At 41.7% G+C, this 24790-nt stretch carries 19 protein-coding genes and 2 tRNA genes; 1 reads left to right on the forward strand and 20 read right to left on the reverse strand.

Features of this window, described 5'->3' with window-relative positions; translation table 11 throughout:
• Positions 1 to 354 precede the first annotated feature (354 nt).
• Together mreC and ABIK48_03700 are read right to left on the reverse strand one after the other, a co-directional pair.
• Positions 355 to 1176 carry a rod shape-determining protein MreC gene (mreC, locus tag ABIK48_03695; protein MEO0021259.1) on the reverse strand — a complete coding sequence of 274 codons (822 nt, stop codon included), beginning with the start codon at positions 1174 to 1176 and terminating at the stop codon, positions 355 to 357.
• A gap of 27 nt (positions 1177 to 1203) precedes the next feature.
• Positions 1204 to 2247, reverse strand: coding sequence for a rod shape-determining protein (locus ABIK48_03700; protein MEO0021260.1), 1044 nt, complete (start codon positions 2245 to 2247; stop codon positions 1204 to 1206).
• Positions 2248 to 2445: 198 nt separating this feature from the next.
• On the opposite strand from ABIK48_03700, the gene purM reads away from it, so the two are divergent.
• Positions 2446 to 3444, forward strand: a complete 999-nt coding sequence (gene purM / locus ABIK48_03705) for a phosphoribosylformylglycinamidine cyclo-ligase (protein ID MEO0021261.1) — start codon at positions 2446 to 2448, stop codon at positions 3442 to 3444.
• A gap of 30 nt (positions 3445 to 3474) precedes the next feature.
• On the opposite strand, the gene ABIK48_03710 is transcribed toward purM, so the two are convergent.
• The 18 genes from ABIK48_03710 to ABIK48_03795 form a co-directional block, all read right to left on the reverse strand.
• The gene (locus tag ABIK48_03710; GenBank protein ID MEO0021262.1) at positions 3475 to 4401 is read right to left on the reverse strand and encodes a tyrosine recombinase; all 927 of its coding nucleotides are present in this window, start codon (positions 4399 to 4401) and stop codon (positions 3475 to 3477) included.
• The gene (gene nadB, locus ABIK48_03715) at positions 4382 to 6001 is read right to left on the reverse strand and encodes an L-aspartate oxidase (protein MEO0021263.1); all 1620 of its coding nucleotides are present in this window, start codon (positions 5999 to 6001) and stop codon (positions 4382 to 4384) included. The genes ABIK48_03710 and nadB overlap by 20 nt, the downstream gene beginning before the upstream one ends.
• A 1-nt stretch (position 6002) precedes the next feature.
• Positions 6003 to 6659, reverse strand: a complete 657-nt coding sequence (locus tag ABIK48_03720) for a hypothetical protein (GenBank protein ID MEO0021264.1) — start codon at positions 6657 to 6659, stop codon at positions 6003 to 6005.
• 13 nt (positions 6660 to 6672) lie between these two features.
• Entirely contained in the window at positions 6673 to 9084 is a 2412-nt protein-coding gene (locus tag ABIK48_03725; GenBank protein ID MEO0021265.1) for a T9SS type A sorting domain-containing protein, read from the reverse strand.
• A gap of 389 nt (positions 9085 to 9473) precedes the next feature.
• Positions 9474 to 12728 (reverse strand): FG-GAP-like repeat-containing protein, encoded by a 3255-nt coding sequence (locus ABIK48_03730; protein ID MEO0021266.1) that lies wholly within the window; start codon positions 12726 to 12728, stop codon positions 9474 to 9476.
• Positions 12729 to 12754: 26 nt separating this feature from the next.
• Positions 12755 to 12843, reverse strand: a tRNA-Ser gene (locus ABIK48_03735).
• Between the two features lie 4 nt (positions 12844 to 12847).
• A complete protein-coding gene (tadA, locus tag ABIK48_03740; GenBank protein ID MEO0021267.1) occupies positions 12848 to 13324 on the reverse strand; it encodes a tRNA adenosine(34) deaminase TadA in 477 nt (158 codons plus the stop codon).
• Positions 13325 to 13346: 22 nt separating this feature from the next.
• Positions 13347 to 13420 (reverse strand) — tRNA-Arg (locus ABIK48_03745).
• Between the two features lie 43 nt (positions 13421 to 13463).
• Entirely contained in the window at positions 13464 to 14540 is a 1077-nt protein-coding gene (locus tag ABIK48_03750; protein ID MEO0021268.1) for a hypothetical protein, read from the reverse strand.
• 2 nt (positions 14541 to 14542) lie between these two features.
• Entirely contained in the window at positions 14543 to 15664 is a 1122-nt protein-coding gene (locus tag ABIK48_03755) for a peptidoglycan DD-metalloendopeptidase family protein (protein MEO0021269.1), read from the reverse strand.
• Entirely contained in the window at positions 15661 to 16587 is a 927-nt protein-coding gene (locus ABIK48_03760; protein MEO0021270.1) for a permease-like cell division protein FtsX, read from the reverse strand. The genes ABIK48_03755 and ABIK48_03760 overlap by 4 nt, the downstream gene beginning before the upstream one ends.
• Positions 16556 to 17263: a cell division ATP-binding protein FtsE gene (gene ftsE, locus ABIK48_03765; protein MEO0021271.1), complete on the reverse strand. Its 708-nt coding sequence runs from the start codon at positions 17261 to 17263 to the stop codon at positions 16556 to 16558. Before ftsE ends, ABIK48_03760 begins: the two co-directional genes overlap by 32 nt.
• On the reverse strand, positions 17253 to 17915 hold the full coding sequence (locus tag ABIK48_03770; protein MEO0021272.1) for a glycosyltransferase family 2 protein: 663 nt from the start codon (positions 17913 to 17915) through the stop codon (positions 17253 to 17255). Before ABIK48_03770 ends, ftsE begins: the two co-directional genes overlap by 11 nt.
• A complete protein-coding gene (locus tag ABIK48_03775) occupies positions 17884 to 18777 on the reverse strand; it encodes a Gfo/Idh/MocA family oxidoreductase (GenBank protein ID MEO0021273.1) in 894 nt (297 codons plus the stop codon). The genes ABIK48_03770 and ABIK48_03775 overlap by 32 nt, the downstream gene beginning before the upstream one ends.
• The gene (locus tag ABIK48_03780; GenBank protein ID MEO0021274.1) at positions 18774 to 19742 is read right to left on the reverse strand and encodes a UDP-glucuronic acid decarboxylase family protein; all 969 of its coding nucleotides are present in this window, start codon (positions 19740 to 19742) and stop codon (positions 18774 to 18776) included. Before ABIK48_03780 ends, ABIK48_03775 begins: the two co-directional genes overlap by 4 nt.
• Complete coding sequence (locus ABIK48_03785) at positions 19739 to 21028, reverse strand: UDP-glucose/GDP-mannose dehydrogenase family protein (protein MEO0021275.1); 1290 nt, start codon at positions 21026 to 21028, stop codon at positions 19739 to 19741. Before ABIK48_03785 ends, ABIK48_03780 begins: the two co-directional genes overlap by 4 nt.
• Positions 21029 to 21077: 49 nt before the next feature.
• On the reverse strand, positions 21078 to 23666 hold the full coding sequence (gene mutS, locus ABIK48_03790; protein MEO0021276.1) for a DNA mismatch repair protein MutS: 2589 nt from the start codon (positions 23664 to 23666) through the stop codon (positions 21078 to 21080).
• 22 nt (positions 23667 to 23688) lie between these two features.
• Complete coding sequence (locus ABIK48_03795) at positions 23689 to 24789, reverse strand: tetratricopeptide repeat protein (protein ID MEO0021277.1); 1101 nt, start codon at positions 24787 to 24789, stop codon at positions 23689 to 23691.
• Position 24790 lies beyond the last annotated feature (1 nt).

Here is a 24790-nt window from a genome sequence, read left to right on the forward strand (position 1 = left end):
GGAAAGTGATAATGGCATCCCGTTAATAAGAAGAAAAGCGTTTTTAATTATAATTCCCACAAGAGCAAAAAAAATTGGTTGCCAAAGACTTCGATAAAAGAAGTTTCGCATTATATTTACGAAATAACCGATGATACTGAGGCTGAGCATATTGACCCCGAGTTTATAGGGTACGATGAGGTCGAAACAAAGCCCGATCAGAAAACCCGCAAGTGTCGACGTAACTTTATCATTATAAAGAGCTAACGTTATAAGTATTAATAGAGATAAGTCCGGTCCCCCCAATAATATGGCAGTTTGAACGATAAATGAGCAGTATAATAGCAGAATCATGAATAATCGGCGCATGATGAACTATTCTGGCAAGTTAAGTTCAAAAGGTAAGCTTTCCAATGATGAATTAGTATCTGGTGAATAGGGATTATGGACAATGATGTAAATATTTTCGACTCTCGAGAGCGTAACAAACGGTTTGACAAATACTTTTTTAAACACATCTTGCACAGCGGGGGTTTCAATTACAATCCCAATTTTCAGACCTTTTGGGAATATGCCTCCCAATCCGGAAGAAAGAATAGTGTCTCCGATTTTAAAATCGGCATTGGGATTTACATAATCAAGAACCAATAGGTCCTCATTATTATATTTTGGTCTGCAGATGGCTAATTCACCACTACGGCTATTAAGTACTGCTATTCTAAAACCGGGTTCAAGGATTGTCTGAACAAGTGATTGGTGGGGAGAAACTGCAATAATGCGCCCGACTATTCCTTCAGGAGTGATGGCAGTCGCTCCGATTTGAATTTTATGTACAGTACCCCGGTTAAGCAATAGAAACCTTTTGAGAGTATTCATATCTCGGGCAATGACCTGGGAGGAAAGTAAATTAGTGTTGCCTAATGATAAGGTGGAAGTGTCATTTCTAGTAGATTTAAGTCGAGCGTTTTCTACAGCAAGCTCGCAGGCAATTTGGGTCAGTCGTTGAGTTAGATTTCGGTTTGCGGCAATGAATGTTTTGAGAAACGATATTGCGCGATTGGGAAGCAGAAGTGTTTCAGTCAGTGGATGGGTAAGCTTTAGTTTGGAGGTTGGGGGAATAAAATTGACGAGCAGTGCAAGAATAATTATCCCCAATGAGATACGGTCATATTTTGAAACAGCTGCTTTATAGGGCATTGCCGGTTTGCAAAAGCACAGTGTAAATTATTTAGAGCGCAGGATCAATTTTTCATGAAGTCCGATATTTTCCAGAATCCTGCCGGCACCCCGTACTACACTTTCAATGGGATTTTCGGCAACATATACTGGCAGATTAGTTTCTTCTTTGATCAATAAGTCCAGCCCCCTCAAGAGGGATCCCCCGCCGCACATGTATATGCCACGGTCAACAATATCAGCAGCGAGCTCAGGCGGTGTTTTTTCTAGCGCCAATCGCACAGCATCTATAATAAGAGATACCGGTTCCTCCAAGGATTCACGGACCTTTGTAGATGTAATCCTAATCGTTTTGGGAATACCAGAAACAAGATCCCGGCCTTTAACTTCCATATTTTCCTCTGTACCTGTTGCATAAGCAGAGCCAATGGTTATTTTTATACTTTCAGCTGTTTGCTCACCAATAATAAGATTATAATTCTTTTTAATGTAGTTTATAATTGCCTCATCCATTTCATCACCGGCAACGCGTATTGATGCAGCATTTACCACTCCGCTTAATGCTACAACTGCGATTTCTGTAGTACCTCCACCAATATCGACAATCATATTGCCAGTTGGAGCGTCTACTGGTAAACCGGCGCCAATTGCTGCTGCAATCGGTTCTGAAACCATATAAATTTCTCTAGCACCCGAAGCTTCGATAGAATCGCGTACAGCCCGTTTTTCAACTTCGGTTATCCCTGATGGCACGCAGACGATTACCCGTGGTCGGACAAAGAGTTTCTTTCTTTGAACCATACTGATGAATGACTTCAGCATGATTTCTACCATGCTAAAGTCTGCAATTACTCCATCTTTCATCGGTCTTACTGCCCTTATACCTTCTGGTGTTCGGCCAAGCATTCGTTTGGCTTCAGTTCCAACGGCAACTACCTCATGAGTCACTTCATCAACTGCCACTATAGATGGTTCACGAAGTGCTATCCCTTTGCCTCGAACATATATTAAGGTTGATGAAGTTCCCAAGTCGATGGCGATGTCATTTACAAACCTTTCGGTAATATTCTGAATGATCGAATTTAGAATCATTTTCATAGAATAATCCCAAATCAAACAAAAGTCAAGTTTAGAATGTATTTTTGCGCTGCATACGGCAGAATATATCAGTGTAAAGTGAATTTTTTCAATTAGTTATATTATTACCCGAACAGGAATCTTTAAGTGTCTGTAAACTGTGGCAAATTGGTGCTTGACCGTCGATAAATTAATGCTATATTATATTATTCTATGCTTTATCGTGACGCCGGCGTGGACGTAACTAGGATGCAGCAGGTTAAACAGTGTATTGCCCATATGGTCACTTCTACCTTTTCCCCATATGTAGTTTCGGAGATCGGGCATTTCGCGTCACTTTGCAGGTTGCCTAAAATGGAAAACCCGCTGGTAGTTGCAAGCTGTGATGGAGTAGGGACGAAGTTATTAATCGCTAAAATGATGCGTAAGTTTGATACAGTAGGTGTGGATCTTGTAAATCACTGTGTTAACGATATTCTAACTTTGGGAGCTAAGCCACTTTTCTTTCTTGATTACATTGCTCACGCTGATTTATCCAATGAGCAAATCGCTCTCATTGTCAAGGGAGTGGTTCGCGGATGTAAATATAATGATTGTGCTCTAGTCGGTGGAGAAACTGCGATGATGCCTGATGTTTACAAAACTGGTGATTTTGACTTGGTGGGGTTTATTGTCGGTGTCGTTGAACAGAATTCGGTTATTGATGCTAACCGGTTAAAACCTGGTGATCTGGTTATAGGGCTTCCTTCTTCCGGCCTCCATACAAACGGTTATTCACTGGTCAGAAAGATTTTTTTCCAACAACATAAATTTACGCTGAATTCCCGGCTAAAAGGGTTAAAAAAGTCACTTGGAGAGGAACTTTTGCGTCCGCATCGTTCATATTATAAAAAAGTTTACCCCCTGTTAGGAGAAATTAAGGCGATTGCTCATATAACAGGGGGCGGGTTTTATGAGAATATCCAGCGACTTTTACCCCCAGAACGGTCCTGCGTTATTAAGAAATCTGCTTGGCCAGTACCCCGGCTTTTTCGTTATATACAGATGCTCGGAAGTATTCCGGATACAGAGATGTTCCGTACCTTTAACATGGGTATTGGGATGGTAATTTTTGTTGAACCATCCAGACTTGATAAAATAATGTCTACAATCGGGCGAGTCTACATCATTGGTAAGATTGTAAGAGGTAATTTTGGCGTAGAACTTATTTAACGATGAGGTGAGTGCAAATTTTATCCCATGCTAACCGCGAGGATGAAAGGTTTTATATACATCTTGCAGATAAGAAGTATCAATGTGAGTATAAACTTGCGTGGTTGCGATATTAGCATGACCGAGCATCTCTTGGACCGCTCTCAGGTCAGCACCTCCTTCCAAGAGATGAGTTGCAAAAGAATGACGAAGGGTATGGGGTGTGATACGTTTAGAAAATCCAGCGAGTCGAACACAAATTCCCAAAATCTTCCAAATACCCATTCGACTTAGCTTTCCTCCCCGATGGTTAACAAAAAGATATGGTGATGGCGATTTATTATTAGACCGGCGTCGGAATATCAAATAATCTTTCACAGCTCTTAATGCGTGTTTCCCCAAGGGGACAATACGTTCTTTAGATCTTTTGCCGATAATGCGCACAAATCTTTCGTTGAAATTAATATCACTTAATGTAAGGTTTGATAGTTCCGATACGCGCAAGCCTGCTCCATAAGCAATTTCCAGTAGCGCTTTTGCACGCGTCGATGCAAAACGGTCGGGTATTTTCTCCGTTGATTTAATTAAGTGGTTAATTTCCATCTGTGTCAACACAGTTGGTAAACGTCTTGTCTGTCTTGGTGTTTTCAAGCTCTCTATTCCCGGAACAGTTATATTGTATTCTTGTTCAATAAAATTACATAACATTCTGAGTGATATTAGCTTGCGCGCGATAGTTGTTTTCGCAAGGCCCAATTCGGTAAGCTTCTGAATAAACTGCCGTATTAGTTCGGTTTTCATGAGTGTAGGTTTTTCATCTAGCTGGGGATAGAAACATAGAAATTGTTTGCAGTCGTTAAGATAACTTATTACAGACAGATGAGTTAGTCCACGTTCAGCAAGTAAATAATGTGAAAATTGTTCCAGTAGCCGGGAGTGCTCAATTAAATAGCCGAGCTTAGAATTTTTCGAGAACATTGAATTTATTTACTGAAATAACAGTATCAAGTTCAAACTTTTCATCTGGAAACGGATGATCTTGATTGTAATGCAGTCCGCGTGATTCTTTGCGTATTTGAGAGCAAATAACTATCAGTTGTGCGACGATAAGCATATTTTGCATTTCCATCACGGGCACCGAATTACAACGTGCGATGATAGGAATTTCGTCTTTCAATCGATTTAATTCGCAAAGAGCGGTATTCAATCCTGCATCTGATCGTATTATGCCGGCATATTGCCACATTATGTTTCGCAAACGGTTAGCCAGTGTGAGCAAGGTCTGATCTGATATCTCAACAATACGCTTGGGTCTCAGATTATAACTTAACTGCGGCGCTTTAGGTTTATTTACTGGTGGATATTTCTCAGTCGCGCTTATCGCAGCTCGTTCGGCGAATACTAAAGCTTCCAAGAGCGAATTTGATGCTAGTCGGTTCGCACCATGCAATCCAGTACATGCGCATTCCCCTGCGCAAAACAATCGGTTAATTGAACTTTCGCCCCAGGAATTAACTGCTATTCCGCCACACACATAATGAGCGGCTGGAACTACTGGTATGGGCGTTTTGGCAATATCAATACCAAGTTTCATGCAGGTTTCATAGATATTAGGAAATCTCTCGACCAAACGCTCACGAGATATCATAGTACAATCAAGTAAGACGAATTCATCGCCTCGGCGAAGCATTTCTGCAGCAATGGCTCTTGCGACAATGTCTCGCGGGGCTAATGGGCCGTCAGGATGATAGGCACTCATGAATTCTCGTCCGTCACGGGTCTTTAATAATGCCCCCTCTCCTCGTACTGCTTCAGATATTAAAAAAACGCGGTCATTAAGTTTGTGGCCATAAAGAGCTGTGGGGTGAAACTGTATAAATTCCATGTTGGCTATTAAAGCCCCCGCACGATAAGCTATGGCAATTCCGTCGCCGGTAGCGATTGCAGGATTAGTAGTGTGGCGATATACTTGTCCCACACCACCAGTAGCCAATAAGCATGCATTTGCCTTGATTTTTTTCAACCGGCCTGTCGATTTTTCTAATATAAGCGCACCCGCGCAATTACCATCCTGATCTAACAAAATGTCAACTGTGAAATGTTCTTCTAGGGTATGGATGGTACTCATTGAGCGAACTGCTGCTAACAGTCCTTTTTCAATTGCCTGCCCTGTTGCGTCTTGGGCATGGACGATCCTTCGTCGGCGATGCCCCCCCTCCCGTCCGAGATCAAATTTTTTTTGCCCGGTAGCATCGATTTTGATGGAAAATTCAATTCCTAAATTCCATAATTCATTAACAAGTCTCGGTCCCGCAGATGTTACAATTTCAACGATATCTGGGTGCGCAAGTCCTGCGCCTGTTCGTATCGTGTCTTCGTAGTGGAGTCGAGGGGAATCATCTTCAGCAATTGCTGCAGCGATCCCGCCCTGAGCATAATTTGTATTCGATTCGGCACTATCCTTCTTAGTAACGATGAGAACCTCACCGAACTTACCTGCCTTCCAAGCAAACCAGAGGCCTGCTATACCAGAACCTATAACTAGGTAATCAACTGATAGTTCTTCATCGGCTCTCATGTTAAAAGTGATAGTTTAACTGCATGCCCAAACACGAAGGAGTGGGGGTAATGTCAATTCTTCGGCTTAAGTGTGTTTCGGGTAAAAAGAATATGCAATCAATGAAACTGATTATTCGGTTAAGAACAAGTGCGCTAACTAAAAAACTGGCAGCCATGCCGGCGTTTCTTGCTGATTTCCTGGTTTTCCAGAACGAAAAGATCCTGATCGAATCGGATTGCCATTTCCATTCCCAATGACCATAATAAGCATGACTTTGGAAGTACCGTCTTTGGGCATCAGGATCGTCGGGGTATAACTCCCGGGCTTCTTTTTTGATGCTTTCATTGTATTCCGATGAACTATTATACCGTTCGAGTGCCCGGTAATATCGCGGATCTTTAGTGGAGATGTTTGCACCTGCATATTGACTGGCAATAAGTAATGCATCTTGTTCGCGATTGGTCCGGTACCATGATAAAGTTGCCCAACCTGTCCACAAAATGCCGTCAAGCCACACCATAATTTCCCCGCGTTTTCTTGCATCGGTAAACAATTGTCCACTGCCCGGAAGAAGGGCTGATGCTACAATAGCAACTCTTCGACTTGATGGTTTGATTTCGGTCTGATAGGCAGGTGTTGGGATCATTGGCATGGACAGTGACAGAAGAAAAAACATTTCTCCTCCCTTGTTACATTATCACAACTTTGTATATAAAATTACGATTATGTTTGTCTTCGATGTGAAAAAAATAGATTCCGGGTGCTAGATTATCAACACTGATTGAGTTGATTTTACCAGTAACATCGAGTTTGGACATAAGAGAGCCGCTTATGCTGTAAATACAAATTGTAGATGCATGTCTTAAAGAGAAAGAAACTTTATTTCGCTGTCTTATAAGAAAAGTTCCTATAGTAGAGGCTCTTTCTGGTTGGTATTCAGGGTCATGGTATGTCAATTCTCGGATACCAATAAGGTTCCAATCTGTAATTTTGCAGAAAATATCCCAACCCTGATGACGCCGGTTATCAGTCCATGTAAAGATAATGAATTCACTATTGGCGATGACACTTTGACCGACAGTCCAATGGGAATTATTGGGAAATAGATTGGGTTCGTTGATTTTCTGATTATGGCCAATTCTTGTGCCATCTGAACGAAACCTTTGGCAGAATATTTGAGGATTACTAATATTTTCGATTTCTCCATTAAACATTACTGCCAAACGGCCTGTTTCATCAAATGCACAGCTCGGTGAGTAGCAATCCGAGTACCCAGGAGGATTGTCATTAACTCTTTCATTACCGCCTATCAGATTGGAAAGCGAGTCTAGAAGTTGTAAATAAATGTCATACGAGCCGTTACGCTTGTCCTCCCATGCTATTGCAATATTCCGATTGTCATCAATTGCACACGTGGGATATGATTGAAGAACATTTTGGCCGTCCAGATTTACTCTTTTGTTCGGTCCGATCTTTTCGCCGCGAGGTGTAAATAACTGGCAATAGATATCGGGGTCGTTGATGCCGTTCCTGTAATCCATCCAACTAACAACCCAATACCCAGCAGAATTCATCGCTACGCTAGCAAAAACTTCTGGGATACTGTCGGGTGCGTCACTAACACGAAATTCGGGTCCAGCGGGATTACCATTTTCATCGTATAACCGGGCGTAAATTTTAGAAAAAGTTTGTCGATAATCCATCCATACAATAACCGCGCGGTTATATGTGTCCATAGCGCAGTATGGATACCATTGAGATGCGCCAATGTTACCTTCGTTAACAAGAAAATTACCGCCTATTTTACTGCCGTCGTCGTTAAGTATTTGGGCATAGATATCCCCTCCTTGTCGGGAATCATGCCAGCAGACGATAAAACGTTTGCTTCCGCCTGCACTGCTGGGATAAAAATGCGAGCCGGTTCCAATTGGATCATCGTTGACACGAAAATTTTGTGAAAGGGGGATACCAAACCTGTTGATGACAGCAGCATAAATATCACAATTCCCATTTCGTTCATCTTCCCAAGCTATTAATATTCCTCGATTAAACCGTTCTTGCCCGATGGAGGAAACTCGTTGGTGAGAACTGTTGGAGTCATCATTTACTCGAAAATTGGTTCCTATTTTACTGCCACCTCTTGTAATTCTCTGACAGTATATATCAAAGTTTCCATTACGCGCATCAGCCCAGGCAATGTAGTAACCACCATCAGATACAGCAATTACTGTGGGAGATGTCTGTGAGCTGTTGCTAATATCGTCATTAATTTTAAATTCACCACCGATACGAATTCCAACAGAATTGAATATTTGCGCGTAGATATCATCATTCCCATTTCTTTTATCAGACCAGACAACGATAAACTCGCCGTAACGGTTGATTGCTACATCTCCTAGTAGTTGATCAGCATCCCCCGCATCACAGTTAACGCGAAAATTAGTATCTACTGGTGTTCCAGATGTATCATAAATTTGGGCATAGACATCCCACTGGTTTCTTCTGCGGTCATTCCAAGTAACAACAAAATTTCCAGCAGGTCCGACAGCAATTCTAGGAGACCATTGAATACTTTCCTGAGCTGTTACCCGGAAGTTGTTGTTGATGCGTGCGCCATTACAATTAAAACGCTGGCCATAAATATTCCAGTTTCCGTCTCTTCCGTCCATCCAGACAACAACAAATCTGTTAGAGTCGTCACTGCCGATATCAGGTTCATACTGGTTGCCATAATTCAATGGGTCGTCGTTGATTCTGAAATCATTTCCCATGAGTGAACCATCGGGGTTAAGAAACCTGCCATAAATATCTCCGGTAATTCCATTACGACGGTCGTCCCACACGATTAGGCTGATGCCATTTGGCACAAAAGAAACAGCGGAGATGCTTTGGTCCCCTGCGGCTGTTGAATCATTAATCCGGAAATTATCCCCTAATCGATTGCCGTTGCGATCAAATCGCTGGGCAAAGATGTCGGAGTTGCCCAGTTGGCGACGGTCTTCCCATGTAAATATGAAGTTACCGTTAGGGCTCCCGGCCACTGCAGGATCTCCTTGCCAGTTCATAGTGATATCAGTATTTACTCGTTGGTTACATCCCAAGGCAACTCCTGAAGAATCATATAATTGATACCAGATATCGGCATCGCCATCCCGAAACTCGTACCAACATATTACAAAGTTACTAATGAAGTTTGAAGCAATCTTGGGTGTTCTTTGAGAACACCCGCCCCTTATGTCGTCGTTAAGTATGAAATCATTTTTTATTACACTGTCTGTGTCAAAATTATTTGTGATAGTTCGGGGGCTTCTTTTAATAAATTGACCTGTATGTTCTTGGGTATATAGTTGCTGATTAAGATATGATATGATTGTTCGATGACGGGTCGAATCATGTGCTATGGTCGATTGTCGGGATTGAAGATATTCTGCACTTAAACTGTTAATTGATATTAAAACAGCAGTTAGACTTGTGAATGGTATCAATGCTATCATCGGACAATTGCCAGTTTAGCGAAGCAAATTTGCCGTCGATTTTCAGTGTTGACTTCAAGCTTTACGACATAGATTCCAGGCGCAAGGTTTTTAATATTGAGCCATAATTCATTGTCAACAAAAGGGTTCGTCGGGGTGGCGATTTCCTTAATTACAGGTTCGCCGTTCATGTCTAAAACCGTGAATTGTGCAGGCGAAGTATTGTGATTCAATCTGAATCTTATGCAGACAGCATTGTTAGCTGGATTCGGATAAAGATAGAATTGACTTATCAATCGACTAGAGTCTGCATTTGGAAAATACGCAGGTGGATGTGTCAGTCCGGTATGACAGGGATCGTGATAGGCGCAACTCCAGTATTCCTTAAAATCAGAGTTAAGCAGGCTCCAGATATAGAATATGCCGCTGTCTGACCCAGCAGCGATTTCCGGTTTGCCATCATTGTTGATGTCTGCATAAAGAGGAGTAGCACTTACAGATGCTGTGGTCATTAAGGGAAAAAGGTCGAGAAGTGTGCCATCTTTTCCGTTAAACCCAAGAATGCCATGCGCTGGCGAGCCGATGATAATATCTGGTACATTGTCATTATTTAACTCGATAATAATGGGCGAGGAATGAAATTCAAATGGCTTCTCGTAGGTAACTATCCAGTTGCCAACAAGTTCTTGGACAGAAAACGTAGACTCGCGACGGAAAGGAAAGTTCGTAACTAACGTGGCATTGTAGTTAAAAGCAAAAATTTTATTGCGTGCGGCGCAAATAATATCAAGATAGCCATCGTTGTTCATATCTGCTACTGCCAATGTACCGGTAAAAGGATGTTCTATCAATTCTTGGGATTGATAAATTATAATTCCATTCTGGTTGATTATGTATAATCGATAATCATGTTCCCCACCAGCAACTACCGCAATTTCATTTTCGCCGTCGCGATTGTAATCTGCCACAACCGGTTGGGCATATGCATAGAACGGGGAATGACCGAGAGTGATAGGAAACCCTGGGGCAATTGTTCCATTTTGATTTAAAAACCAAACACGGTGATCTGCTGTAAGAACGACGATTCTGGGGTTTTCTGTATCGGTTATTGCCGCTGGCGCTCTGATTTCTGTACCCAAGCGGACGGGAAAACCTGGCAGTAATTCTCCGGTAGAGGAGACTGCATATATATTGCCATCGGTTGATCCGATTATAACATCTTTATATCCATCGTGGTTTAGATCAGCAAGAACTGGTGCTGCTATAATGCGGTCTGATGTTCTGAATGTAGTTTTTAAAAGTCCGGTCATGGTATATATTCTAATTCTCCCATCTGTACAGCCAGCCACTATTTCCAGTCCTGACTCAGGTGCTACATCGCCTATCGCTAAATCAGCTGCTATTTGAGATCCTGTATTTGCAAACGCACCGTTTGGGAAACGGAAACCTTCACCATTATAGCGCCATGCGAATATTTGACCTGCGCTGTCGGCAGTAACAACCTCCAATGTTCCATCACAATCTAAATCCACGGCATAGGCCGATTTCAACGGGCTGTTTCTTTGCAAATCCTTGGGAAAGTTCTCGTAATAAAGATCCCAATTAACTTTAATTGTTATTAGCGTGTCCTTTAAGGAAGGGAGAGTGTCTCTTTCTCCGTATAATTCTACAGAAATAAAACTTTTGCCGGCGTAGGCATCAGAGTTTGGTGTCGTATAGGCATTAAAGCGGTCGTTATAACCCTGTTTAGAAAAAGGATCAAACTTGTAGCCATATACTTCATATTGATAATTATAAGTCAACCAGTATGGAACATCGAAATCCTGAATACCATCCGCCTCTTCGAGATCTACACCCTTATGCGCTGGGTCAATATTGATAGCATTATAAGGACCATAATCAGCGATAACTTTTTCATCTATGTGCCAAATAAGGATTCCTGAACCGGGTAAAAAGAAGTCATACTCGTTTGATTCAACCCCAATAACTACACCATCTTCAACATCAACAATGATAGTATCCAGTTTGCGGATATCGGTCTGACGATTTTCAATTAAAAAGTACTCTTGTTGGTTTATCGATATTTTAATAATTTTCGGATAGATGCTGTCAGGGCGACTGGTATATAGACTGGTATCTATCATGCCTGAATAAACTCGAATTGATTCTGTCGGTGAAGAAATAACTTTAGGTGTGATAAAACCTAGAGCAACTCGGTGATAAGCATCAAGGGAAGCAGGTATTATCCCCGGGGGAGCTCCAGCACTGTAATCGCCTACCCAACCGCCATACCCCATAAGGCTCCAAGCACCTACTCCCATTGTCACGCCTGTTACATCATATAAATCATAAGCCCCAAGAAGATGTGCAAATTCATGAGCCAATGTACCAGCCAAACCCACCATTCCTGCGAGATTAATTTCTCCTCTTTCGGTGAGTGTATCTTGTCGCATCATTTCCGGCAATACGGTTGCCTGTTCAATACGCGTTTGGCCTTCATCAACTAAAATATAGGGTACACCTAAATAGGCTTCAATTGCTCCCGGAGGTATTTCACCGGCAAGCAGATCATACGGACTGTCTCGCCTACCATCAGCTGCATAATCTGATTGAAGGCCACTACCAGCGTGAAAGATAATGAATTCATCATAATCGTGGAAATGAATAGCTGGATCAAGGTCGGCAACCTTAAAAGCATCGTGCATCAGTCGAACCAGCCCGTACTCAATGCCTTCATATGAAACGGTATCACCATAAAACTGCATCTCTCTTGGTAATTGGTAACATTCTTTTTCTCCAGAAGGCATAACAGTATATTCAATAAATAATTTTCCTTGCGACTGAGCCAGATAATAGTTCCGCAGACCTTCCATCAATCTTTCAAAGTAGCGTTTAAAATGAGGAGGGTCATAAAAAAGACCTGAATCAGGAGAAAGGAAGCCGAATGTGTCCATTTTGCCGTTGCCGGTAGTCAATGGAGTAGTGTCTTCAACAAATTCTACTCTAAGACAGAGTACACGCACAGTATCAGTTGCGCCAGAACGTAGTTTGTTAATTCGAGCCATGTCTTTGCGGGTTGGGTTAAATCGAAAGCGTTGAAAAGGCTCAGTCTCGTGTTGCCAAAAGTTCACTGAAGGAATAAGTCTTTTAGTAGTCTCAATATTCCAGATGGATCTTTCGGGTTTAGAATTACGAATTAACCGCATGTGTTCTCCCAAGGCAAGAGAAAATACAGAAATTAATATCAGAAGAGACAATTTTAAATTTTTCATTTTATAGCCTCTTAAGTCACGAGATGCGGAGAGAGAGGGATTCGAACCCCCGATACCCTGTAAAGGGTATACGTGATTTCGAGTCACGCGCCTTCGTCCACTCGGCCATCTCTCCTTATTCACCTTATTTTACGTTTTTTTTGAAAGAAGTTTTTTAGTAATCTGGCTGCTTCGTCGGCTAATATACCCCCGGTAATTTCAAAACAGTGGTTGAATCGGGAATTTTTAATTAAATTATACCTTGAACCCAAGCAGCCAAATTTTTCGTCTTGTGTGCCGTATACTACTCTTTTGACCCTTGAAAGAAGAAGGGCTCCAGTACACATTAAACAGGGTTCTACCGTAACATAAGCCGTGGTATTGAGTAAACGCCAATTTTCTAAAGATCGTGCCGCTGCAGTAATGGCAAGAATTTCTGCGTGTGCAGTTGGGTCTTTAAGCGATTCGATCTGATTATGCCCCCTTCCTATTATTGTACCGTTAAGTACTATTATACAGCCAACAGGAACTTCATTTTCTTCAGCGGCACGGTGCGCTTCATGGAGTGCTATTCTCATCCAATATTCGTCATCAACATTAACTCTATTTTCTTTCACTTCTTTTAACTTATGTATTCCATGCGCCCGGCGCGATTCGAACGCGCAACCTACGGATTCGTAGTCCGGCACTCTATCCAGTTGAGCTACGGGCGCATCTTTTCTAATTTTAAGTCCTAATATCCAAAGGTCAAGTTATCTACGTTTCTGTAGTGCTGTAATTTGATGGTTGAATTTTTTTAAGAGTACAGTAATTGGCAAGCATCGAATTAACATTAAGTGAACTGAGATGATAACGATTATAAAAGTATGTGAGCCTTTCAATCAATGTTTGAGGGTTTATAAATTTTGTAGGAGGAGTGTTGTAAGATTCAGCAGAATAAGTAGATACACAATCAAACACGCGTTTGCGTAATACGTGAATGGCAGTATTGATTATACGTGAAGGCTCAGCATGCTTTAATTCCGCAAGAACCGGTAAGATGGGCTGTAGTGATGAGTCTTTAATAAAATCCACTAGCGGTGTTACAGCAAATTCAGAAAAATTTTTGTAAATACTGATTGCCCGTCCAAGAGACCCTTGAGCAAGTGTGGCTACGAGCATCGGGTCAATATTTGTTGATGGGTGTTCTGGTAGTATCTTCTTATTTTGAAGGAATTTAACTATATCTGATTCCTGAATGTTAGCAAACCGGATAATCTGGCATCGGGAACGGATAGTCGGGTATAATGCATAATGGTTGACAGTAGTAAGAATAAATATGGTATGATGTTGAGGTTCCTCGAGAATTTTTAAAAGTGCATTTTGTGCCTCGGCGTTCATTTTGTGTGCATTTAATATTATATAAAATCTCTTATGAGCAGATACGGGATGTTTGGTCATTTCACTTGCAAGCCAACGGATAGCATTGATTGGTATAGTGTAATTTGCGGGTATAGGAGGTTGAGATTTGCCAAGTGCAAAATCAGGATAATGTTTTACCATTTCAGCAATTACGTCCTCGCCCTTGGAATCGGCTGAGGGGTTGCGTATCGGAATCACAAGATGGATATCCGGATGAGTAAGATTTGCAATTTTGTTACAGGAAGAACAACCAGAGCAGGCAAATTCTTTCTGTTTATCGCAGTTAATTGCCTGCGCCAGCTTAATTGCCAATGTACGCTTGCCAATACCGGGTTGGCCAACGAAAATCAATGGAAGAAAATGTTTTGCTGCAATCAACCCTTTTAGGATTTTGATGACCTTATCTTGACCGATGATATCCGTGAAGAACATTATTATTGAAGCCAATCCTTAGGATTTACTGGTTGACCATCTTTTCTAATTTCAAAATGTAAATAATCGTTGACCGTACCAATTACTGTTCCAGTTGTGACTGTGGCATTCACAACGGTATTTATTGAAGTGAGATTCCCGTAAAGGGAAAAGTAACCACTGCCATGATCAACAATGACTAGATTACCATATCCGATAAATCGGTCTGCATATGCTACTTTTCCGGGTGCGATTGCTTCGACGGGGGAGGGTTGATTTACTTTGATATCTATTCCCCAATTATTTATTTTTGTCCGATAGCGAGGATGAATTTGAACACCAAAGGAGGCAACAACATCTCCTGCTACTGGCCAAGGCAATTTTCTTCGTTTCACTTCAAGGTTCTCAGATGATGTTTCAACAATACGTGCTTGGAGCTGACTGAGCAAATTGCCTAATTGTTTGGCAGCGGTCTCCAGTTCGGTTTGAAGTGCTTCCTGAGCAGATTTTTGCCGGCGAATCTGGAGCAGAATTAACTTCTCTTGTTCTCGGTCTTTAAGGAGTTCCTGTTTTTTAAGATGCACCTCGTTTTTTAATCGTTCCTGACTGGCCAATGCTTCCTGGATTGCCGATTCCTTTGCTCTTATTTCTGTATTCAACCTTCTTGTTTCTTCAATTAGTCGTTGATCAACACGACTTATTACCCGCAAATTTATCAATTTACGATAATACTCTGGCACGTTTTTACTCGTAAGCAAAGATTGCAATCGATAGAGTTTCGAGTACTTATAAATTACCACTAACCTTTGCCTTAGACGATTCTCGAGTTTGTGCTGTTGTTCCATAAGGCAGACGAGTTCAGTATTTAATTTACTGATTTCTTGGTTATAAAGATTGACACGATATTCAATTTGTTTTAAAAAATTCTCCGTGAGGGTAATTTTTTCTTGGAGTAATTCAAGCCGTTGCAATGTTTGGTGTTCGCGCATACCTATTTCACTTAAGATTTGCTCAATTTCCTTTAGTTTTTGTTGGGTCGAATCTAATTGTCGTTGGATCAAATCAAGCGAGTCTATTAATACTGGAGGTTGAGACAGAAGCATAGCGTAGGAGAGAACAACAAACAGAAGCGTTTTGCTGATCATCTGTTACGTATTTGTGGTTTCTCAGAAAGCGAGGAGGGGAGACGATTGAGTGCCAGAAACGATCCGCCTATTCCTAATATTATACCGATAATCAACATTGCCAACAAAATTAGCAATGCCGGACAGTAGGGTGCAGGTAGTACTGTAACAATTAATCGATAAATCGCGAAAATTAAAAGCAATGCGATTAAACTACCTCCGAGTCCTTGAAGAGCACCCTGAAGTACGAAGGGAAACTGAATGGCAAAACGTGAGGCACCAACAAGCTCCATAATTTCAATTTCTTGCGAACGCCGGATAATTGAGTTTTCCACAGTTTGAAATGCAATGAAGATAACGGAAACAGTAACGATTGCCAAGATTACAATGTCCAATAAAAATAGAGTTCTAGCAACCTGGCTGAGTTGTTTTAGAAGCTCTTTCCCAGACCATACCTCAGTTATACCAGGCAAACGCAACAGTTTTTCTTCGATAAGCGTAAGGTCTCTGGGGGTAGCATATTCAGGATCAAGAGTAATACGAAGTGATGCAGGAATAGGATCTTCTCCCAACACGTTAACTAATAAACTATCATTTTCCAGATCAGCCTGTAGTTCTTGTAATGCCTCTGATTTTGAAATAAATTTTACTGTTGCAATTCCGGCAATGGTCGCGATGCGCTGTAGAAGAGGAGATGGATCATTGGTAATTTCATCAGTTAAAAATACATAAATCTCAGTTTGGTTTGTCATCGACTTTGTTAATTTAATTACATTAACTGTTATAACTATAAAGATTCCTAATATTAGCAAACAGATTGATATTACTGCACTCGAAAGGAGAAATTGATTAATATTACGTGTGAGAGTCCGGTAAGTTTCCTTAATAAGATAGGAGAGACTCATGTGTTTTTCACCCCTCATCACGTATGATTCTGCCGGCATCAAGAATGATTCTCCGGCGGCGACCGCGTTCTGCAAGCTCAGCGTCATGAGTTGCCATTATTACAGTCGTTCCATGGTAATTAATATCTTTAAGTATATTTAGAATATCATCTGATGCTTTGGGATCGATGTTCCCTGTGGGTTCGTCTGCCAGAATTAGGTCTGGCGATTTTACAAGAGCGCGGGCAATAGAAACTTTCTGTTGTTCCCCTCCAGAAAGTTCGTAAGGGAACGAGTTTCTTTTATGGGCAATACCCAGTTGATTCAGTATTTCTTGGATTTTAGCCGGTATGATATCCCGCTGAGTATTAATTGCCTGCAGGACAAACTCTAAATTTTCATAAACAGTACGGTCCCACAGTAGTTTGAAATCTTGAAATATGATTCCAATTCGCCGGCGCAGCTGGGGAATTTGCCGAGAGCGCATCGATAACAGGTCGTAACCCAGCACTTTAATCAATCCTGCATCAGGAAGTTCATGCCGGTAAAGTAGTCGTAACAAAGTTGTCTTTCCAGCACCTGTAGCACCGAGAAGAAATAAAAAATCTCCAGGATAAACAGTTAGATTGATGTCAGTCAAAGCAGGCCAATCACCTTGATAATATTTGAACAACCCCGTTAACTCAACCACCGGCTCCAAACTGGTATTTGAGTGACTGTGGGTATTAGCTGACATAATACTTCAGGATGCTCCAGATGGCAATCAGTCCATCTTTCCAGCTAATTTTTTTGCCCTTAGTTCTAGGGGTGTAATTTATCGGAACTTCCAACAGACGAGCCCGCAGTCTCAAAAGCCTGCAGGTAATTTCCGGTTCAATTTCAAATCCGTTAGCAGTCAATTTCAATTTTCCTAGGGTCTTTTTGCTGATGACCTTATATCCCGTTTCCATGTCAGTGATTTTCCCCCCAAATAGTGCATTTGTAAGAAATGTCAAAAAGATATTAGCCATTAAGCTGATAATGAGGAAATGATTTCTCTTTTTAAAGCGAGAACCGAACACCGCATCAACTTTTAGGTTATGAAATGGTTTTATCAGAAGAGCATAGTCGGCAGGATCATACTCCAAGTCAGCATCCTGAATGAGGATTATATCACCAGATGTATGGGCGATACCGGTGCGAATAGCCGCACCTTTGCCGAGGTTTTTTGTATGCCTAATAAGTGTTATGTCCGGCATTGAGTTTAGAAGATGAGGTGTTCTGTCCTGAGAACAGTCATCGACAACAATAATTTCCTTATTATTGACTGGTGCTGCTTTAACCCGTTCGATTAATTCAACAATTGTATCTTCTTCGTTAAATGCCGGAATTATTACAGATAATTTCATGATTGTTTATTTTCATTAAATTTTCAATAATTTCAAGACATTCCACAACCTGTTTGCCGAGTTCGCCATTATTTACTGGTTTAAGGCGTTTTACACAAGCTTCGATAAAATTTTGACACATCTGGGTTAGCGGTAATTCAGTCGCTGGAATGTCATTACCAATAGGTTCATGGTATTCGTGAACTTCATTTTTGGTAAAAAGTCTGATGACTCGTTGAAAAGGTTGGTTTGTCCATTCAGCTTCCCCTGCGAAAGTTAAACCATTTGCAAATTCAAGTTCATATCGACACAATTTGGGGTTGTTTACTGAGCATGAAAAATACAGTGGCTTTCCTAATAACGATACTGCAATTGCAATATCATGCGAAGCGAGATCCCATAGGGGACTGCTGGTGTTTTCTCTTCCCCTGGAAGTTCGAATCGCTTCGATTCGGATTACATTAATCAACTTTGATTTGAGGTATGAGCTTAATCTTTGATAACCAGTTGTAAAAAGAGGGGTGTGGGCGACTGCAAGCACAAGTTTTCTGTTTTGAGCAATTTTAACCAACTCATGGGCATCTGAACTTTTCAAGGTCATGGGTTTTTCGACCAACACATCCTTGTCATGAATCAGAGCATCCCGAGCAAGTGCATAATGGGTTTGATCAGGAGTTGTGATTATTACTGCTTTAATATCTTTACTCTCCATCATTTTGCTATATTCAATTGTAATGTAATTCCTTGAATTTAAATCTTCAATTTTCTGATCGCTGGTGTCACACAAATATATCGGTCCCGCGTTAAGTTGCTCTAAAGTTTGTAAGTATTTTTCTCCCCACATACCAAGACCGATAATGCCAATCGCAATATTTTTTTTCATCGAATTTGCAGATTCTTTTTGAACCATTTAATAGTCAGCAAAAGTCCTTTTTCCAGTTCTACTTTCGGAGTCCAGCCAAGTAATTTCATAGCTCGCGTTATATCCGGATTTCTACGCTTAGGATCATCGGCAGGAGCAGGCAAAAATTTGTAAGGGCTGTTTGAGTGCGTTAATTTTTTTATTGACTGTGCCAATTGTAGGATAGTAACTTCGTGGGGGTTCCCCAAGTTAAATGGATTAGGGTCGGAACATCGTAGTAATCGATAAAGTCCAATGATCATGTCACTTACATAACAGAAGCTGCGTGTCTGCCTGCCCGTTCCGAAAATTGTAAGTGGCTGATGTGTTAACGCTTGATAAATTAAGCTGGGGATAACCCTTCCATCATCAAATTTCATTCTGGGGCCGTAGGTGTTAAAAATTCGGGCTATTCGAACAGGCAGTGTGTAAATGCGATGATAGCTCATTGTTAGTGCTTCAGCGAATCGCTTGGCTTCGTCGTAGACAGACCGGGGTCCAATAGGATTAACATTACCCCAGTAAGATTCTGGTTGAGGATTTACTAGAGGGTCTCCATAGACTTCTGATGTAGAAGCCAGCACAAAAATTGCGTTATTTGTGCGTGCTATTTCTAACAGATTTAAAGTGCCCTGAGATCCTGCTTTGAGTGTTTCAATTGGGTAAGTGTAGTAATCTTTTGGGGATGCGGGCGAGGCCAGATTGAAAATGATATTGGGTGCAAGCTTGGTTAGAGTTCTGATTTTATAAAAATCAGCGATATCAGCTTCTATGAACTCAAAATCTGAATGTCTGTGCAAATGTGAAATATTATTATAGTTACCTGTTAATAGATTATCCAGACAGATGACTTTAAAATCTTTTTTTAACATAAATTCACACAAATGAGAACCAAGGAAACCCGCCCCGCCGGCAATCAGCACCGTGCGTTTCTTCAGACGGTTCATCGGCCGACACCAATATATATAAAGCCGAGGTTTTCCAAAAATTTCCTTTCGAGCATATTTCTTCCGTCAGCAATAATTGGAATGCGCATTCGCTCTTTAATTTTCTGCCAATCAAGTTTGAGAAATGTGTCCCATTCAGTGAGAATAGCAATGAGATCGGCATTATCAGCTACCATTTCTGGTTCGGGACAAAATTCGACTTTGGGCAAGATTTTCCGAGCATTTTCCATTGCTTGGGGGTCGTAGGCACGGATTACCGCACCTTCCGAAAGTAAGGCATTGATGATATCGACCGAAGGGGCAAAGCGCATATCATCGGTATTAGGTTTGAATGATAATCCCAGTATGCCAATGGTTTTGTCTTTTAAGTTCCAAAGAGTATTTTTGATTTTGCGGACAAATCTTGCTTTTGCATCTTCGTTAATTTTTTCTACTTCACGGAGCAATCTAAAGTCATAGCCCAATTCTTGGGCAATTCTGATGAATGCTTTTAAATCTTTTGGAAAACAAAATCCTCCATAACCTATGCCGGCGTTAAGAAACTGTCGGCCGATTCTATGGTCCATGCCAATACCTTTAGCGACCTCAGCAATATCTGCGCCTACTGCTTCGCATATAAAGGAAATTGCGTTTATAAAGGAAATTTTCATTGCAAGAAATGCATTGGATGCGTGTTTTATCAATTCAGCTGAAGCAAGATCGGTGATAATTAATGGGGCATTCAGGGGACGATAAATGTCTTCCATTAGGCTTCGAGCGCGCTCGTTTTCTACCCCGATTACAATCCGGTCAGGATGAAGAAAGTCGTAGACGGCGCTACCCTCCCGTAGAAATTCTGGGTTGCAAGCAACATCAAAGTCTACATGATTACGATTATAACGTTCGACAGTGGTTCTAATCCATTTAGCGGTTTGAACCGGAACAGTAGATTTTTCAACGATCAACCGGTATCCATTCATCCAACCGGCAATTTGGCGAGCCACGGCTTCAACATTGGTTAAATCCGGTTCGCCGGTTTCCAAAGGAGGGGTTCCGACGGCGATGAAACACACGATACTATTCTCAATTGCCTCCTTAATATCAGTTGTAAATGTCAGTTTTCCGCAACTGACTGTTTCTGCGATTATTTCTTTCAACCCGGGTTCATAAATTGGTAAGTTGCCATGGATAAGTGTTTCAATTTTAAATGAGTCATTATCAACACATATTACTTTGTGTCCGATTTTAGCAAGACAGGCGCTGGTTGTTAACCCTACATATCCCGCGCCAATTACCGAGATATCCATAAAATTATTATGGTTGACAGGTGCACAAAGTCAATACTGATATGTCTGGTTAAAGATGGAATTCTTGGACAAGTTTTTTCAATTCGGCTAGCAGATTAAGGGCTTGAAGGGGAGTAAGCGATTCGATTTCAAGCTGCTGAAGCCGTTCAATTACCGTTCTGATATGATTTTGATCAGCGAGCGGCGTTGTAAGCTCCGAATCATCCCGGGGAAAATTTGTTTGGTTGTTACAGTTAAAATAAATTAATAGTTCTTTTGCGCGCTCCAGCAATCTGGAGGGTAAGCCTGCGAGCTTAGCTACGGCTATACCATAACTCTTGTCAGCTGGTCCGGGATGAATTTTACGGAGAAAGATCACCTGATCTCCTCTTTCCCGCACCAAAAAGCTATAGTTTTTCACACGAGGTAACTGGCGAGTAATTTGAGTAAGTTCGTGATAATGAGTAGCAAAAAGAGTGCGCGGACAGAAGTCATTAGATCCATGCAGATATTCAACAGTTGCCCAAGCAATTGCTAGTCCATCTTTAGTAGCAGTTCCCCGTCCTACTTCATCAAGAATAATCAGGCTGCGTGTAGTGGCATTATTTAGGATATTGGCGGTTTCGAGCATTTCTGCAAGAAATGTCGATACGCCGCGGGCGACGTCATCAGAAGCTCCAATGCGGGTGAAGATTTTATCGACGATACCGATTCGGGCAGAATCAGCTGGTACAAATGATCCCATTTGTGCCATTATTACAATTAACGCTACCTGACGCAGATAAGTTGATTTTCCTGCCATGTTTGGGCCGGTGATAATGAGAATTTGTTCATCTGTAGAATTGAGGTAAATATCATTTGGGATAAAAGGTTCTTTTAGCATTTTTTCTACTACCGGATGCCTGCCGGCTTTAATGTCAATAATACCTGATTCGTTGATTTCCGGGCGGACGTAATTTTCATTGATTGCCACCTGCGTAAGACTGGCAAGTACATCGAGTTCGGCAATAGTTCCTGCTAACTCAAACAATTGTTCTGTGTATCGGGCGACCTTGTTGCGGAGATTAATAAACAGCTCAGACTCGATAGTCTTTATTCGTTCCTCGGCATGTAATAATTTATCCTCCAACTCCTTCAACTCATGGGTAATAAACCGTTCTCCATTTACTACCGTCTGTTTACGGATATAATCCCGGGGAACGTTAGCAAGATAGGATTTAGTAACTTCAATGTAATAGCCGAATACCGAATTAAAACCAACGCGAAGATTAGGAATTCCCGTACGCTGGCGCTCCCGTTCCTGAATCCTCGCGATGTATTCTTTGGCATGGGAAGCGAGGCTGCGTAATTCATCGAGCTCACTATTTACCCCCGAACGAACGATCCCGCCTTCTGTGTGAGTAACAGGGGGGTCTTCAACCAGTACATTGTTAATTTCGTCCACAACAGGCGACAGATCGGGTATTTTCTCCTTTAAAGTTCTTAGTCTTGAGGTGTTAAACTGTTGCAGCAGGTCTTTAATATTAGGAACTATCGAAAGCCATTTTTTCATTATGGCTAATTCCCGGGGCCCGGCACGACCAAGGGCAATACGGGAACTGATTCTTTCAATATCACCAATCTGTCGCAGTAATGCTTGAAGTTCGTTAAGCTGGAATTGAGATTTTTTTAACTCATTAATAGCGTCCAGACGGTGGTTGATATCTTTAACAGATAAAAGGGGGGAAAGAATCCAGCGGCGTAAAAGACGAGCACCCCCCGGGGTTTTTGTCTGATTGAGAACCCAGAACAGTGTGCCTCTAACATCATTCTTGCTTTCCGTTGAGTGCAGGGGTTCGATGAGTTCCAGGTTGCGCCGGGTGATTCGGTCAAGCAGTAAAAAGTTATGAGTAATATAGCGTTGGATCCTCCTAAGATGGGGGAGGGTACCGCGTTGAGTCTGTTCTAAATACTCGAGCAATGCGCCGGCTGCACAGATACCTTCATTCAAATCATCAATTCCATATCCTGCCAGATTTAATACGCCCAGGTGGTGTGTTAATTTTTCAAAGGCAAATTCTTCGGTAAAGTAATAATCATCAATTCGAGTAAATCTGGGTTCGGGTGTGATGTTTAACGTTGAGGTCCAGGATTGGGGAATAACAATTTCTGCCGGAGAAATCCTTTCGATCTCATCTGCTACAGCTTCCGGGGTCACCTCCGCGATAGAAAATTCTCCAGTGGTGAGATCAGCAAAACTGATTCCCCATTTGTTGCCATGGGGTGAAAGTGCCATAATATAATTGTTCCTGTTAGCATCTAATAGGGAAGTGCGAGTAATTGTACCAGGTGTAATTATTTCAACGACATCACGAGCTACAACTGGCTTTCTTGGATCCGGTTCTTCAAGTTGCTCACAGATTGCAACTTTCAATCCTTGTGCTACAAGTCGGGCGACATAGGTGTCGAGTGCTTTTACCGGAATGCCTGCCAATGGAACACGGATATTAGGACCATGAGGACGAGATGTCAGAGTCAGATTTAGTGCCTGAGCGCCGATTTCTGCATCTTCATAAAACATTTCGTAGAAATCGCCCACGCGGAAAAGTAATAATGTATTAGGGTGTTTCTGCTTAATACGGTGATATTGACGAAGCAGCGGGGTTAACTTTTCGGTCACATTATTTTCAGTTTAGAATAATCTAACTGATTGTTTTCAACCAAGATTGGCAATGTGCGCAGTATATTTCATGGTCTTCAAGAATTCTGCCACATTGAGTACATGAGTTAATATCTGATGATGCATTGATAATCTGTTCAAGATATTTCTGTGCCTGCTCAGTATTTCCCTTTCGTAGATAAAAAGCAGCAAGGGCAGCTAAGATCTGGGTTTCTCCTTTTTTGCTGTGGTTGTTAAGGATATCGATCGCATTTTCGATCTCCTCCTTTTTGGCATATATTTTGGCAACATTTAGCGCCAAGCTTGTATCGTGAGGTACTCGGTGCAGAAGTTTTCTGTACAAAGCAATAATTTCCTCGTACCTTCCGGACTCGTAATATGCACGTTCGAGCCTTTCCCGAACCAGATGGTTTTTCTCTGGTGCGAAATCCAAGAGCTTATTCCAGATGTTAATTGCTGAGTTAATATCTCCTTGTGCCAGCAATAAATCACCGAGATAGATATGTGCAGGGATTGACTTCGGGCTGAGCTTGAGCGCTTCATGAAGATAGCTCATTCCTGCCTTGGGATTTTCTTTTCCCCGGCAGAATCCAAATCGGGCATAGAGCCGGGCTGCGCGTTCAGAGTCAGTGCGGGGTAAATTTCTTAAAAGCTTTTCCGCTTTATCCCATTCACCAGTATCGATATAAAGGTTCAAGAGTCGCTCATGACTGTGGTAATCAGATCGATCCTGTCGCACAATTTCTTCTAAAAGCGGGATCGCCTTTACGTGTCTCCCGAGTGTCAAGTAATCATCTACTAGTGCCCGATAAATTTTGAGCTCATCTTGCGGCTTCAGATTTCGACGCAGTGCCAGATTCTCGTGGATGCGCAATGCTCGATTGGGATCATTCTGAACCAAAAAAATCTGTCCCAAACGAATGTAGGCATCGATGTTGTTCGTGTCCTCTTCAACCGCAAGTTTTAATTTGATTTTGGCATCTTCCACTTTGCCGTCGAGCAGCAGCTGAAGACCCTCGACATAACTGGGCAGAGTGATCTTGCGCTGACGGATGAAATCACGGATTACCGGATATATAGCTACAATCAGCAATGCCAAAATTACAATCAGGAGTGGGTACATA

Source organism: candidate division WOR-3 bacterium (genome assembly GCA_039801085.1).
Lineage (GTDB): Bacteria > Hydrothermota > Tepidihabitantia > Tepidihabitantales > Tepidihabitantaceae > JAOABP01.

Coding starts and splice junctions, on each gene's coding strand:
- mreC (MEO0021259.1), bottom strand. CDS start 1,176: ATGCCCTATAAAGCAGCTGTTTCAAAATATGACCGTATCTCATTGGGG.
- ABIK48_03700 (MEO0021260.1), bottom strand. CDS start 2,247: ATGATTCTAAATTCGATCATTCAGAATATTACCGAAAGGTTTGTAAAT.
- purM (MEO0021261.1), top strand. CDS start 2,446: ATGCTTTATCGTGACGCCGGCGTGGACGTAACTAGGATGCAGCAGGTT.
- ABIK48_03710 (MEO0021262.1), bottom strand. CDS start 4,401: ATGTTCTCGAAAAATTCTAAGCTCGGCTATTTAATTGAGCACTCCCGG.
- nadB (MEO0021263.1), bottom strand. CDS start 6,001: ATGAGAGCCGATGAAGAACTATCAGTTGATTACCTAGTTATAGGTTCT.
- ABIK48_03720 (MEO0021264.1), bottom strand. CDS start 6,659: ATGTTTTTTCTTCTGTCACTGTCCATGCCAATGATCCCAACACCTGCC.
- ABIK48_03730 (MEO0021266.1), bottom strand. CDS start 12,728: ATGAAAAATTTAAAATTGTCTCTTCTGATATTAATTTCTGTATTTTCT.
- ABIK48_03750 (MEO0021268.1), bottom strand. CDS start 14,540: ATGTTCTTCACGGATATCATCGGTCAAGATAAGGTCATCAAAATCCTA.
- ABIK48_03755 (MEO0021269.1), bottom strand. CDS start 15,664: ATGATCAGCAAAACGCTTCTGTTTGTTGTTCTCTCCTACGCTATGCTT.
- ABIK48_03760 (MEO0021270.1), bottom strand. CDS start 16,587: ATGCCGGCAGAATCATACGTGATGAGGGGTGAAAAACACATGAGTCTC.
- ftsE (MEO0021271.1), bottom strand. CDS start 17,263: ATGTCAGCTAATACCCACAGTCACTCAAATACCAGTTTGGAGCCGGTG.
- ABIK48_03770 (MEO0021272.1), bottom strand. CDS start 17,915: ATGAAATTATCTGTAATAATTCCGGCATTTAACGAAGAAGATACAATT.
- ABIK48_03775 (MEO0021273.1), bottom strand. CDS start 18,777: ATGAAAAAAAATATTGCGATTGGCATTATCGGTCTTGGTATGTGGGGA.
- ABIK48_03780 (MEO0021274.1), bottom strand. CDS start 19,742: ATGAACCGTCTGAAGAAACGCACGGTGCTGATTGCCGGCGGGGCGGGT.
- ABIK48_03785 (MEO0021275.1), bottom strand. CDS start 21,028: ATGGATATCTCGGTAATTGGCGCGGGATATGTAGGGTTAACAACCAGC.
- ABIK48_03795 (MEO0021277.1), bottom strand. CDS start 24,789: ATGTACCCACTCCTGATTGTAATTTTGGCATTGCTGATTGTAGCTATA.